This is a genomic window from Salibacter sp., from assembly GCF_031581065.1.
Classification (GTDB): Bacteria; Bacteroidota; Bacteroidia; order Flavobacteriales_G; family Salibacteraceae; genus Salibacter.
In genome coordinates, this window is sequence record NZ_JAVLBN010000017.1 from 1 (window position 1) to 13,726 (window position 13,726).

The 13,726-nt window shown below is 42.7% G+C and carries 10 protein-coding genes; all 10 read right to left on the bottom strand.

The window, feature by feature from the left end; genetic code table 11:
- Positions 1 to 255: 255 nt before the first annotated feature.
- From ftsZ to RI557_RS05965, 10 genes are read right to left on the bottom strand one after another with little or no spacing between them, the layout of a single operon-like run.
- A complete protein-coding gene (gene ftsZ / locus RI557_RS05920) occupies positions 256 to 1,854 on the bottom strand; it encodes a cell division protein FtsZ (protein ID WP_310667731.1) in 1,599 nt (532 codons plus the stop codon).
- Positions 1,855 to 1,876: 22 nt separating this feature from the next.
- Complete coding sequence (ftsA, locus tag RI557_RS05925) at positions 1,877 to 3,169, bottom strand: cell division protein FtsA (RefSeq protein ID WP_310667730.1); 1,293 nt, start codon at positions 3,167 to 3,169, stop codon at positions 1,877 to 1,879.
- Between the two features lie 3 nt (positions 3,170 to 3,172).
- A complete protein-coding gene (locus RI557_RS05930) occupies positions 3,173 to 3,964 on the bottom strand; it encodes a hypothetical protein (RefSeq protein WP_310667729.1) in 792 nt (263 codons plus the stop codon).
- The gene (gene murC / locus RI557_RS05935) at positions 3,961 to 5,304 is read right to left on the bottom strand and encodes a UDP-N-acetylmuramate--L-alanine ligase (protein ID WP_310667728.1); all 1,344 of its coding nucleotides are present in this window, start codon (positions 5,302 to 5,304) and stop codon (positions 3,961 to 3,963) included. Before murC ends, RI557_RS05930 begins: the two co-directional genes overlap by 4 nt.
- A complete protein-coding gene (murG, locus tag RI557_RS05940; RefSeq protein WP_310682714.1) occupies positions 5,301 to 6,404 on the bottom strand; it encodes an undecaprenyldiphospho-muramoylpentapeptide beta-N-acetylglucosaminyltransferase in 1,104 nt (367 codons plus the stop codon). The genes murC and murG overlap by 4 nt, the downstream gene beginning before the upstream one ends.
- Positions 6,391 to 7,602 carry an FtsW/RodA/SpoVE family cell cycle protein gene (locus tag RI557_RS05945; protein ID WP_310682716.1) on the bottom strand — a complete coding sequence of 404 codons (1,212 nt, stop codon included), beginning with the start codon at positions 7,600 to 7,602 and terminating at the stop codon, positions 6,391 to 6,393. Before RI557_RS05945 ends, murG begins: the two co-directional genes overlap by 14 nt.
- Positions 7,602 to 8,936, bottom strand: a complete 1,335-nt coding sequence (murD, locus tag RI557_RS05950; protein WP_310682718.1) for a UDP-N-acetylmuramoyl-L-alanine--D-glutamate ligase — start codon at positions 8,934 to 8,936, stop codon at positions 7,602 to 7,604. The genes RI557_RS05945 and murD overlap by 1 nt, the downstream gene beginning before the upstream one ends.
- Positions 8,937 to 10,178: a phospho-N-acetylmuramoyl-pentapeptide-transferase gene (mraY, locus tag RI557_RS05955; protein ID WP_310667725.1), complete on the bottom strand. Its 1,242-nt coding sequence runs from the start codon at positions 10,176 to 10,178 to the stop codon at positions 8,937 to 8,939.
- Positions 10,178 to 11,638, bottom strand: coding sequence for a UDP-N-acetylmuramoyl-L-alanyl-D-glutamate--2,6-diaminopimelate ligase (locus tag RI557_RS05960; protein ID WP_310667724.1), 1,461 nt, complete (start codon positions 11,636 to 11,638; stop codon positions 10,178 to 10,180). The genes mraY and RI557_RS05960 overlap by 1 nt, the downstream gene beginning before the upstream one ends.
- Positions 11,635 to 13,716 carry a penicillin-binding protein gene (locus RI557_RS05965; protein ID WP_310682720.1) on the bottom strand — a complete coding sequence of 694 codons (2,082 nt, stop codon included), beginning with the start codon at positions 13,714 to 13,716 and terminating at the stop codon, positions 11,635 to 11,637. Before RI557_RS05965 ends, RI557_RS05960 begins: the two co-directional genes overlap by 4 nt.
- Positions 13,717 to 13,726: the final 10 nt, after the last annotated feature.

The following is a 13,726-nucleotide window of genomic DNA, read 5'->3' on the forward strand; positions in this document are numbered from 1 at the left end:
ATACTGGAAGTGGATCCTACCATTCAAACGGTGGGGAACAAGCATACTTACAAAGGGTTCTTGGAGGTGGTGAAGTAGGAAAAAGAAGGGGGTGTATCAAAAGGCATCATAAAATAAAAATGGCCGATGATTGGAGGGTTTTAATCCAATTACATCAGCCATTTTGACTTTAAAGGTTTGCCTTTTAAAACCGAAAAATTAAGTTTTTTCGGTTTTGATACACCCCCCTCAAAAACTCAGCTTATTGATTGATTGTTAATCTACATTGTCGTGGAGAAAAGAGTTTCCTCTATTTAATCCTCCGTTTTTATCATCAGAACTTTCGTTTTCATCGCCTAAGGTATAGCGTGAAACCTGTGATTCTGAAGAGTGAGGAGTGTCATTCAACTGAATTCTTCTCCTCTTGTATGCCGGCTCATTCTCGAGATCAGATAACCCCTGAGGTGAACGCATTCTGCCAGTCAAATCATTGAGTCGCTTCATGCGCTCTTTTGCTCTTGCCTGCTGCTCTTCCATCGAGATTTCTTGTTGTTGACTAGATGTTTGAGTTTCTGGCTGATGATTTTCTTTTTGCTCAGAACGCTGCTCTGGTTGATTATCGTTTTTTAGATATGGCTCAAAGTCGTCTTGTGGCATTGCTTGCTCACGAGGCTTTGATTTATCATTCTCCAGGTCAAACTCAATGGTACCCTGGTTCTGACTATCAGATTTTGAATCGTCATTCTTCAGGTACGGTTCGTTCTCTTCTTCTTTTTTCTCCGGCTCAGCAGGTTCGCTCTTTTGGTTCTGATCATTACTTACAGGATCGGTCAAGCGAGTATCCACATCTTCTTCAAGCTTGTGCACTTTGCGTTTTGGTTTCTCTTCTAAAGAACTGGCTCCGGCATCCGGTGCGCTTTTAAAACCAGTTGCGATAATCGTTACGCGCAAGCCTTCAGCGAGACTTTCATTTGAGCCGTAACCCCAAATAACATCGGCAGTAGAACCGGCCTCTTCCTGGATGTAATCAGTAATATCAGAGATTTCATCCATTGTGAGTTCGTGTTCTTCGCTCCCATATTCCATGTTGAGGAGTACATAGCGAGCACCTTTAATATCGTTATCATTGAGCAATGGAGATGCGAGTGCCTGCTCAACAGCTTTGATAGATCTGTTGTCTCCCTCAGCAAAGGCAGATCCCATGATCGCTACACCGCTGTCGTCCATCACGGTACGAACATCCTCGAAGTCAACATTCACGTGTCCCGTACGAGTGATGATTTCAGCGATACCTTTTGCGGCTGTTGACAATACATCATCTGCCTGAGCAAAAGCTTCACCCATTTTGAGGTTGCCATACATTTCGCGGAGTTTATCGTTGTTGATGACAAGAAGTGTATCAACATGATCGCGAATAGCTTTTATTCCTTCCTCAGCTTGTTGACGTCTTTTTCTACCTTCAAAGAAGAATGGCATTGTCACAATTCCCACTGTAAGAATACCGAGTTCTTTGCAGGCTTCTGAAATAATAGGTGCTGCTCCAGTTCCGGTACCACCGCCCATTCCGGCAGTGATGAATACCATTTTGGTGTTTTTGAGAAGTTCATCTCTCACTTCATCGATTGTTTCGATTGCAGCGTTCTTACCAACTTCAGGCTTAGAGCCTGCACCGCGACCTTCAGTGAGGCTTGCGCCTAACTGAACTTTATGTGGTACCGGACTCGCTTCCAGTGCCTGATTATCAGTGTTGCAAATGATGAAATCTACACCTTCAATTCCTTGTTTATACATGTGATTGACAGCGTTGCTTCCTCCGCCACCAATACCGAGCACCTTGATGATAGACGGTGCATTTTTTGGCAAATCAAATTCCATAAGCTCGAGTTTTTTCAATCAATTAAACATTGCCGTCATCAAAAAATTCGCGGCTTTTTTCTTTTATAATGTTGAAGAATCCCGACATGCCTCTTTTCATTTTAGGCTGCTCATCGGATTTCTCTTCCGTTTCTTGTTCGCTCTCTGGCTGATTCGTTTTTTCGAGTCGCTCGTAACCTTTTAGGATTAAACCGGCACCAGTTGAAAAGCCTGGACTCGTAACTTCGTCAGATCCTTTTACGAGATGCTCTGTAGGATAGCCAATTCGAGTATCCATTCCGGTCATGAATTCAAACAGCTGAGAGATATGTTTCATCTGCGCTCCGCCACCGGTTATGACGATTCCGGCAATGAGCTTATTCTCAAATCCGCTGTTCTTAATCTCGTAATAAATCTGCTCGATGATTTCTTCCATTCTGGCCTGAATGATGTGAGCCAGGTTCTGAACAGAAATCTCTTTTGGCTCTCTTCCTCTCAAACCCGGAATGGCTACGATCTCGTGAGCTGATGTGTGATCAGCTAAAGCTGAGCCGAATTTAATTTTCAATTGCTCTGCTTGTTTCTTGATAATCGTGCATCCTTCTTTGATGTCCTCAGTGATAATGTTTCCACCGAATGGAATCACAGCAGTGTGCCTGATAATTCCTTCTTTGAAAATAGCGACATCAGTAGTACCACCACCAATATCAACTAAAACAACACCGGCTTCTTTTTCTTCAGAACTCAAAACAGCATCTGATGAAGCGAGTGGTTCAAGAATTAAATTCGCTACTTCTAATCCGGCTTTAGTAACACACTTGTAAATATTCTTTGCTGCAGCAATTTCACCGGTTATGATGTGGAAATTAGCTTCAAGTCTGCCACCCGACATACCTATTGGATCCTGAATTCCCTGTTCGTTATCGACAGTAAACTCCTGTGGTAGCACATCAATAATGCGTTCACCCGGGAGCATAACGAGCTTGTACATATCGTTGATGAGATCATCAATATCAGCTTGTGTGATCTCGTCCTCATAAGAACTTCTCATCTTTACTCCACGATGTTGTAAGCTTCTGATGTGCTGACCTGCAATACCAACATTGACAACATTGATCTTGACGCCAGATTTCTCTTCAGCTTCTTCAACAGCTTTCGTAATTGCATCAACAGTGGGTGATATATGAGTAACCACACCGCGATTTACTCCGATGCTTTCGGTTTTACCCATTCCCAATATTTCGAGTTTGCCGTGCTCATTCTTGCGACCTACCAATGCTGCTATCTTGGTAGTCCCAATATCGAGGCCAACTATTATTTCATCTTGCTGATCCATAAGCTAATTTTTTGTACAAACTACCTGGTTGTGGTATTTTAAATTTATTACATCGTATTCGTTCCAGCCGGTTTTATTCAAACCATCGTAGTAGAATACTTTCAGTTTATTCAGTTTTTCTTTCAAATCCTGAGCATCACCGAGAATAATCCTATGGTTGCCCACTCGCGGTATCAACTCGTAGTCATTGTTTTCATTTACATAAACCTGATTGAATTGTGCGTTCCACAATTCATCTTCTCTAATCGTTGAAACCAAACGATACAATTCGTGCAATTTCAACTTTTCACTGTTCAGTTTCTTCCCTGAGGTGTCAGCGTAATTTCGCTGATAACTGAGGTTAAATGGAACACGAATATTCCCGTTTGCCACCGGAACATGAGCTGTGTAATTACCCGAAAGGGGCATTAAAGCACCTTCATCATCTATATAAAAGCTCTCATTCCCAGTGTAAACACGAACTATAGGGTTTCGCTGTTCAATTTCAACCATAAGTTCCCCATTGATCGTGGAATATACTTGAGATTTCTTTACAGACGGATAGCGATCAAAAAATTCTTCTAACGATGTTATGTTAATACTGCGCACAGATTGAGCTCCGGTAGCATATCCCATATTTTTCACAGCTTGCTCAACTTCTGAGGTACTCACAAAAAAGTTTCCTTCATCAGTGTGGATATTTACTCGTAAATCTGAATACTTTTTAGATGCCAATTCACTCTCTGTAAATCCGAGCACGACTATCAAACCGACAACCGAGAGTACCCAACCTGCTATGTTCAACACACGCTTCATCGGGTTAACTCCTCTTTTAAAGGTTCAACAAGTTTGCTGATATCTCCGGCACCAATTGTCACTAACAATTCAGGTTTTTCTTCTCCAATTCTTTTAACTACTCCTTTTTTGGTCAGAACCTCTACTTTATCAGCATTGATTTCCATAGCAAGTTTTTTGCTATCAACTCCCGGGATGGGTCGTTCTCTTGCTGGGTAAATTGGCAAGAGATAAACTGTTTCACAACTCGATAAAGCCTTGCCAAAATCCTTCATATAATCTCTCGTTCGAGAATAAAGGTGTGGCTGAAAAACAGCTGTAATTTTCTTATTTGGATGTGCTTCTTTAACGGCTGATATCAATGAACTTATCTCATTGGGATGATGAGCATAGTCATCAATGAATATTGTATCGTTTTTTAGCTTGTACTCAAATCGCCTGTAAACTCCTTCAAAAGTTTGAAGACCCTGACGAAGTAAATCTATATTTAACCCAAGCTGAACACAAACTCCTAAAGCGGCTACAACATTTTCAAGATTGTGCCGACCGGGAAGCGTTACCTTAAACCCTTCATGAAGTGCACCTTTAAAGTCGAGGTCAAACGAAGTAACGCCCTGGTTCTGACCGATATTCACTGCCATAATATCAGCTCCTTCTTCCAGCCCATAAGTGTAGTGAGTTCCATTGAGTTCTAATTTTTCCTCTGCGTCATTGTGGATCACCAGAAATCCGGAAACCAACTTCGCGAAACTTTCAAATCCTTCAATGAAGCCCTTTTCACTCTCGTAAATATCGAGATGATCAGCATCTACGCTTGTAATTATTCCGGCATAAGGATGCAGCTGGAGGAACGAGCGATCATACTCATCAGCCTCAATGACAGTGTAGTTAGCGTCTTTGCTCTGAATGAAATTCGTTTTGTAATTATTCATGATTCCGCCAACAAACCCATTTACTTTCCCTGTAGCATAATGCATCAAGTGCGTTAAAATGGCTGATGTCGTTGTTTTTCCGTGAGTTCCGGCAACGCCAATTGTACGCTCCAGCTTAGTAATTTCACCGAGAACCTGAGAACGTTTGTACATCAACACGCCAGATGATAGCGCAGCTTTCCATTCTCCTAAATCTGAAGGAATTGCAGGCGTGTAAATGATCAGGTCAGCATCTTGAGGAATTTTTTGCGGATTATCCTTGTAGTGAATCTCCATTCCCTGCTTTTCGAGGTTTTCGGTCAGAGCCGACTTCACTCTATCGTAGCCGCTTATTCTCACTCCTCTGGCATGAAAATACCTGGCAAGTGCGCTCATTCCAATACCGCCTATGCCTAAAAAATAGATATGTTTCGCTTCTTCGAGATTCACTTTTCTGCCAGTTTTATTACTTCGTTTGCAATGATATCTGCAGAGTCATGCACGGCAAGCCCCGCTATATTTCGAGATAAGTTTTCGAGTTTTTTATCGTCTGATATCGTAGTTGAGATGGTTGAAATCAATTCATCTCCTAAGTCTTTATCACGAATCATCAAGGCAGCATTTCGGTTGACTAATGCCATTGCATTTTTAGCCTGATGATCTTCAGCAGCATAAGGAAAAGGAACTAAAACTACCGGTTTTTGAACCAGTGATATTTCACTCACGGCAATAGCTCCCGCTCTGCTCACAATTAAATCAGCCGCTGCATAAGCGAGATCCATTTCACTGATAAATTCACACACTTTTATGTTTTGTGCCCCGCTTTTTTCAACGGCACTTTTCACTTGTTCATGGGTCAACTTACCGGTTTGCCAAATCAACTGATAATCTGATTTAGCTATTTCATCGAGCCCATCAATTAAAGCGTTATTAACTGATCTCGACCCGAGACTACCGCCCACAACGAGCAATGTTTTTTTATCCGGTTTTAATCCAAAACGCTCAAATCCTCTTTCTTTTTTTCCTTCAATTTGTATCACACTACTCCGAACCGGGTTTCCAGACAATACAATTTTATCTTGCGGAAAGTATTCTTCCATTCCAGGATAAGCGACACAAACTTTACTCGCCTTTCGACTTAGAATTCTGTTAGTTATTCCCGGAAGCGAATTTTGCTCCTGCAGCAATGCCGGAACATCACGTTTCATAGCTGCTCTAAGAGTCGGACCGCTGGCATAACCTCCGGTTCCGACCGCTACATTTGGATTAAATTCTTTAACCAGTTTTTTTGCTTTAATGCTACTGCTGATCAACTTAAATGGAAACGCTAAATTTTTCAGTGTTAGACTTCGTTGTAACCCACTAATCCAAAGGCCTTCAATTTTATAACCTGCTGCCGGAACTTTTTCCATTTCCATCTTGCCTTTTGCACCTACAAAAAGGAACTGCGCATCAGGGCGTTTTTTCCTGACTGCATCAGCAATTGCTATAGCCGGGAAGATGTGTCCGCCCGTACCTCCACCACTTATGATCACTTTAATTTGCGGCATCAGCAATGGGTTTGTTTACAGGTTCATTTTTGGATTCGTCTTCTTTATAATTTTCTTCAGTAGCGCCTACTTCAACTGCACGGCTAACGCTCAAAATGATTCCGAGCGAAATACAGGTAAACCACAAGCTCGTTCCTCCCATTGACACGAGTGGCAACGGCTGACCGGTTACCGGCAAGAGATTTACATTTACGGCCATATTCACGAGCCCCTGGAAAACGAGACTAAAACTGAGCCCCAGGACCAGATAAGCGCCAAAGGAATGCGGCACTGCCTGTACAATCCTCACTGCCCTGTAGAGCAAAATGAGGTAGAACATCAAGATGAACAAGCCTCCCAGCAGTCCGTATTCCTCCAGTACAATTGCGTAAATGAAATCAGAATATGGATGTGGTAAAAAGTTACGTTGGGTGGAGTTTCCGGGACCTTTCCCGAAAAATCCACCCGTTGCTATGGCTATTTTAGCCTGTTCAATTTGGTAATTTCCATTTGGATCTTCTTCTTTATCTGATGCAAAACGTTCTACCCTGTTGATCCATGTTTCTGCACGGGGAAATAGATCAGGTTGAATTTTTGCAACGGCAAAGACGAGTAAAAGTGCTAATCCTCCGGCCGGAATGATAAGCAACATGTGTCTCAATCTTGAGCCGGCCATAAACATCAGCATCAAAACAGATGTAAACAAAACGGCTGCTGTACTGAAGTTTGCGGGTAATATCAATCCGCAAATCACAATTGCCGGTAAAATAATTGGAAGAAAACCTTTCGTAAAATCTTTGAGGTCGTCTTTCTTTACTGCTAACGTTCGCGCGGTAAACATGATCAGAGCCAGCTTCGCTAAATCTGACGTTTGAAAAGACTGGTTGATCACCGGAATAACAAGCCAACGACTCGCATTATTGAGGTTCTGACCGAGAAGAAGTGTGAGGATCAATAACGGAATGCTTATCCAAAACAAAAGCTGCGCAAAGCGCGATAAATAGCGATAGTGCACTTTGTGAATCAGGTAGATGAACAGGAAACCGGAAATAATAAACAACCCGTGTTTCAGGATGTAATAAAATGTGTTTCCGTCCTGGTATTTATACGCGAGTGTTACGATGGAACTGTACACCAGCAAAACTGATGCAAGCGCCATAAACACCACGATCATCCAGATGACCCGATCTCCGCCAATATGTTTGAATAAGCGCGTCATTAAAGTGCTCTCACGTATTCTTTAAATTGGTTTCCGCGATCTTCGTAACTCTCGAACAAATCAAAGCTGGCACATGCCGGTGACAACAAAACTGCTTCTCCTTTGCGAGACTCACGATAAGCGAGTCCAACTGCGTCACGCATTTCAGTAACATCGTGAATAACCGGTACAACATTGTCAAATGCTGCGTGAATTCGGCTGTTGTCTTTACCGAGTGCGATAATCGCTTTCACACGATCTTTCACGAGGTCGAGAAGTTCTGAGTAGTCATTTCCTTTATCAACTCCGCCTACAATCCAAACAGTTTGTGACTGCATAGATTCAAGAGCATACCACGTTGAATTGATGTTCGTGGCTTTTGAGTCGTTGATGTACTCAACTCCTGAAACTGTTGTCACGTGTTCGAGACGGTGTTCAACATTTTGGAAATCACTCAAGCTGTCGCGAATGATTTCTTTGCGGATCTCTAAGATCCTTGAAGCAATTCCGCTAGCCATTCCGTTGCTCGCGTTATGCTTTCCCTGAAGTGCTAATTCTTGTATTGACATTTCTAATTCCCCGTTTATATTGATTATTAAATTTTCGTTTTCTAACCAGGCGTTCAATCCTTCCTGATATCCCATTGCTGAAAAGCTGTATTGTTTCGCTTTAAGATCGCGATTTTGAAGCTCGTCAACTACAGCTTTGCTATCGACTGAGTAGATGAAGTGATCTTCTTCGGTTTGACTTCTTGTGATTCTGAATTTTGAATCGACATATCGGGCAAACTCATAATTGTAGCGATCGAGGTGATCTGGTGTGATGTTCAGCAAAATCGCAACATGAAACCGTGTTTCGTAAATGCGATCGAGCTGAAAGGAACTCACTTCGAGCACCCAGTAATCGCGATCACCTTTTAGAAGTTGGCGGGCCAGGCTCTGACCGACATTACCTGCCAAACCAACATCCAAATTCGCTTTTTGCAGAATGTGGTAAAACAGCTTGACTGTTGTCGTTTTGCCATTTGTGCCTGTTACTGCCAGTAGCTTTCCTTTGGTAAAGCGAGCTGCAAACTCGAGTTCGTCAATCACCGGTATCCTTAAAGTATCGAGCTTGCGGATGAGTGGCGCAGTATCGGGAATTCCCGGACTTTTCACCACTTCATCAGCGATCAATACTCTATCCTCAGTGTGACCACCTTCTTCAAATGGAATATCAGCATGTGAAAGAACGTCTTTCTTATTTTGCTTGAGGTTCCCCGCATCGCTGAGAAAAACCTCAAATCCTTTTTCTTTTGCCAGCAGTGCAGCACCAACTCCGCTCTCTCCTCCTCCAAGTACTACAATGCGCTTCATCTATCTCAATTTGAGCGTTACAATACTCAAAACAGCCAGTATGATGCCCACAATCCAAAATCTTGTCACAATCTTGGATTCGTGCATTCCCAGCTTTTGGTAATGGTGATGAATGGGCGACATTTTAAAAATCCGCCTTCCCTCACCGTATTTCTTTTTCGTGTATTTGAAATAGCTCACCTGGAGCATTACCGATAAATTCTCTACTAAAAACACTCCGCAGAGCATTGGTAAAATCAATTCCTTGCGAATAGCGAGCGCCACAACAGCTATGATTCCGCCAAGCGCGAGCGAACCTGTATCGCCCATAAAAACCTGGGCAGGATGCGAGTTGTACCACAAAAACCCAATACAGGCACCGATGAAAGCTCCAATGAAAATCACCATCTCCCCTGATTCAGGGATGTACATGATGTTGAGATAATCGGCAAAAATGTAGTTACCCGATACAAAAGCGAAAATCCCGAGTCCGAGACCAATAATCCCGCTCGTCCCTGCAGCGAGACCATCAATTCCATCAGTCATGTTAGCTCCGTTTGAAACAGCCGTAACGACTATGATCACAACCGGAATGTAGAGCAGCCAAACGTAATCCTTGTAGTTATCTCCCAGCCATGTCAAAAACCAGCCGTAATCGAACTCGTTGTCTTTGATAAAAGGAATTGTCGTTTTGGTTGAACGGTGTTCCTCCCACGTAAAAGTATCTTTACTTTTATTTTGGTCAGATCCCTGCTGAGCTTCAGCCACAACCTCCTGCTCTACTTTTTCTTTGATTACCACATCATCGTGGAAATAGAGAACAGCTCCTGCAATGATTCCGATTCCAACCTGACCAACGATTTTGAATTTTCCCTGAAGGCCTTCCTTATTCTTTTTGAAAACCTTGATGTAATCATCGATAAAGCCGATAGCTCCCAACCAAACAGTTGACACTAAAAGCAACAGAATGTAAATGTTATCCAATCGCGCAAAAAGCAATGTTGGGATAATGATTGAGGCCAAAATCATGAGTCCGCCCATTGTTGGGGTTCCCTGCTTTTCGATTTGACCTTTCAGCCCCAGGTCACGAACTGTTTCACCAACTTGCTGGCGCTGGAGTAAACGAATAATGCTCTTCCCAAACACCATTGAAATGATGAGCGAGGTAATGACTGCCATTGCGGCTCTGAATGAGATGTACCGGAATACACCTGCACCGGGCAAGTCGAGCTGATTTAAATATTCGAACAGATAGTACAACATTACTTGAGTTCGTTAAATTGTTCGTTCAACACTTCGAGGTCATCAAAATGGTGCCTCACGCCATTCACTTCCTGGTAAGTCTCATGTCCTTTTCCGGCAATGAGAATAATATCTCCCGGCTGTGACAGAGCACAAGCCGTTTTAATCGCTTCTTCCCTGCTGGTAATGGTCAGAGCCTTTTTCAAACCAACCGGGTCGAGGCCTTTCTTCATATCTTCGATAATCGCATCCGGATCTTCAGTTCTGGGATTGTCAGATGTCAACAAAACCCTGTCTCCATACCTGGCTGCTATTTGAGCCATCTCAGGCCTTTTCCCTGCATCGCGGTCGCCACCGCAGCCAACAACTACAATCACAGATTCATTTCCTCCTCTAATTCCCTGAACTGTACTGAGTACATTTTCGAGTGCATCAGGAGTGTGAGCGTAATCGACAATTCCAGTTACACCATTGGGTGACTGAATATGCTGAAATCTTCCGTCAACCGGATTGAGTGATGAAATTGCTGTCATCAGTTCGAGTTGATCAATTCCCAGTGTCATCCCGGTTCCATAAACCGCTAACAGGTTGTAAGCGTTGAATCTACCTACCAACTTCGTATAGAGTTCTTTCTCATCGAGGATGAGTTGCAAACCTGTCAACTGATTCTCCAGTATCTTAGCCTTGAAGTTTGCCAGAGATTTGAGAGCAAAAGTTTCCACTTTCGCTTTTGTGTTCTGAACCATAACCTCAGCGTGGCGATCATCATTATTGATGAGAGCGTGTGCATGCTGAGGGAGATTATCAAACAACATTTTTTTAGCAGCTATGTAGTTGTTGAATGATCCGTGATAATCGAGATGATCGCGCGATATATTGGTAAATATAGCTACGTCAAAATCCAGACCTGTTGTGCGATGTTGCACAATAGCATGCGAACTCGCCTCCATAAAGGCATATTCACAACCTTCGTCAACCATCTGCTGTAAAAGCTGATTGATTTGAACCGTATCCGGTGTTGTGAGTGAGGCTTCAATCTCTTTTATTCCAATCTTGTTGACAACCGTAGAGAGCAAACCGCTCTTTTTCCCGAGATCGGTAAACAATTGGTGTAAAAGCGTTACGACTGATGTCTTTCCATTAGTACCGGTTACAGCTACAAGTTTGAGTTTCTTTGAAGGGTGATCGTAGAAGTTTGAAGCCATATAAGCCAGCGCCTCGGCACTATCTTTCACTCTTACGTAAGTGATATTTTCAACCGGTTCTGACGGTAATTCTTCACAAACAACAGCCATTGATCCATTTTCAATCGCTTTATCGATGAAGTTGTGACCATCTACCTGAGTACCACGAACAGCCACAAAGACTGAAAACTCAACCGCTTCGCGAGAATCGAAAACGATGTTTTCTATCGCTACGTTTGTCGAGCCAACAACTTCCTCAATTCGGGCTTTGTACAATATGTCTTTCAATAACTTCACGTCAACTCCAACTTTATTTTTTTGCCTTTTTGAATGCGCGAACCGGCTCTGAGTGATTGCTGCTTTACAACTCCCCGACCAGCAACTTCCACATGAAGCCCCATGTTTTCGAGTAAGTAAACAGCATCCTGTACCGCCATTCCGCGAACATTTGGAACTAAGTTTGGCGTAACTTTTCGTTCATGAATATTCACCGAATCATTTCCTGTTTGAGTAAAAACCCATTCAGCTTTATCATCATTCAAGTGGTATTTCACATCAACCCTGTCGAAAACAGTTTTCAATTTATCGACATCTCCGTTTTTTGAAACAGGAATTTTTGGTCGCTCTGCTACCTGGAGCGGTTGTAATTCATCGTGAATATCAATACTTGTCGAATAAACTTTATCGGCAATTTCCTTGAAAATTGGACCGGCTACCAGGTTTCCGTAGTAAACATTTTTAGAAGGCGCGTTCACGACTACCATACAGGAATATTTCGGCTTATCTGCCGGGAAGTAACCACAAAATGAAGCCTGATAACTCACATCATCATAACCGAACTTCTCCCTCGCTATTTGAGCTGTCCCTGTTTTTCCGGCAATTCTGTAATCAGCTCCGCGGAGGTTTGTTGCCGTTCCATCTAGCACAACTTCTTCCAGCATTTCCTGAGCTCTTTTGATTGTGCCTTTTGAAGCGATTTGATCTTTTAAAACTACCGGCTCAAAGTCTTTTACAGTTCTACCGTGTTTTTGAATAGAATGCACAAAAGACGGCTTCATCATTTTACCATCATTTGCAACAGCATTGTAGAAAGTCAAAATTTGAAGTGGAGTCAACTGGAGTTCGTAACCGTGACTCATCCATGGCAGCGTAATGCCACTCCATGTTTCATCATCTGCATCCTTAATATAAGGCACACCTTCACCGGCAATTTCAATTCCGGTTGGTTCATCGAGTCGAAAATCTTTGAGCCGATCGACAAATCCTTGCGGATTAGACTTGTAGTATTTGTTGATGATCCTGGCGATGGCTATATTTGATGAAACAGCAAATGCCCTTTTCACCGTAATTTCACCATAACCTCCTTCTTTGGAATCGTACATTGGTGTATCATAAAAGAGGTGTTTCCCGTTGCCAGTTTCAATTTTGTGATCGAGATCGATAAACCCATCCTCCATCGCAGCCATGTATGAAGCCAGCTTCATGGTAGATCCCGGCTCCGTACTGGATCCGACCGCGAAATTGTAACTCTCGTAATATTGATTATCAGATCCTTTTTGAAGGTTTGCGATAGCCCTAATCTCTCCGGTATTCACTTCCATCAGAACCACACAGCCATGATCAGCATCGTGTTTTTTGAGCTGCTTCATGAGAGCGTACTCCGCAACATCCTGAATATTGACATCAATTGTACTGTACAAGTCAGCCCCGTCTTCAGGTTCAATTTCATTTTCGTCATTTACCGGCATCCAAACGCCACCTGCAATTTTTTTCATGAGGCGCTTTCCGCTATTCCCATGAAGCACATCGTGGTACGCTCCTTCTAAACCAACAGACTCAAGACCTTCACGATCATATCCAATTGTACGAGCTGCCAATAACCTGAATGGCTTTTGACGCTTATTCTGTTGCACATAAATAAACCCACCTTTATACCTGCCTCTCCTAAAAAGCGGAAAATTTCTCATCGCTTTTAGGTCATTGTACTTGACATTCCGTTTGATAAGATGGAATCGCTCCCCCTGATTCCGGGCGTTTACAAGTTCACGCTTGTATTGAAAAGGAGTTTTATCTCTGAATAGGTTTGAAAGAGATCTTGCGAGTGAATCAACTTTACTGTTGAATAATTCATCACTAAGCGCATCAGCATTTGGATCAAAGCGCACTTCGTAAATCGGAACAGACGTTGCGAGCAACCTTGAGTTGTAATCATAGATATTACCACGCACTGCATCAATTGTCCTGTATTTCACAGTGAGATTCTCTGCTTTCTGTCGCCATTGATCACCCTGCACATACATAATTTGCACAGTTTTAAAAACGATAGCAAAAGCAAAAACCCCCAGTAAAAAATACAGGAGATACACGCGCATCATCTTGCTATGT

What these genes read in the sequence shown, in the direction of transcription:
- ftsZ (WP_310667731.1), bottom strand. Translation starts at nt 1,854, where the DNA reads ATGGAATTTGATTTGCCAAAAAATGCACCGTCTATCATCAAGGTGCTC.
- ftsA (WP_310667730.1), bottom strand. Translation starts at nt 3,169, where the DNA reads ATGGATCAGCAAGATGAAATAATAGTTGGCCTCGATATTGGGACTACC.
- RI557_RS05930 (WP_310667729.1), bottom strand. Translation starts at nt 3,964, where the DNA reads ATGAAGCGTGTGTTGAACATAGCAGGTTGGGTACTCTCGGTTGTCGGT.
- murG (WP_310682714.1), bottom strand. Translation starts at nt 6,404, where the DNA reads ATGCCGCAAATTAAAGTGATCATAAGTGGTGGAGGTACGGGCGGACAC.
- RI557_RS05945 (WP_310682716.1), bottom strand. Translation starts at nt 7,602, where the DNA reads ATGACGCGCTTATTCAAACATATTGGCGGAGATCGGGTCATCTGGATG.
- murD (WP_310682718.1), bottom strand. Translation starts at nt 8,936, where the DNA reads ATGAAGCGCATTGTAGTACTTGGAGGAGGAGAGAGCGGAGTTGGTGCT.
- mraY (WP_310667725.1), bottom strand. Translation starts at nt 10,178, where the DNA reads ATGTTGTACTATCTGTTCGAATATTTAAATCAGCTCGACTTGCCCGGT.
- RI557_RS05965 (WP_310682720.1), bottom strand. Translation starts at nt 13,716, where the DNA reads ATGATGCGCGTGTATCTCCTGTATTTTTTACTGGGGGTTTTTGCTTTT.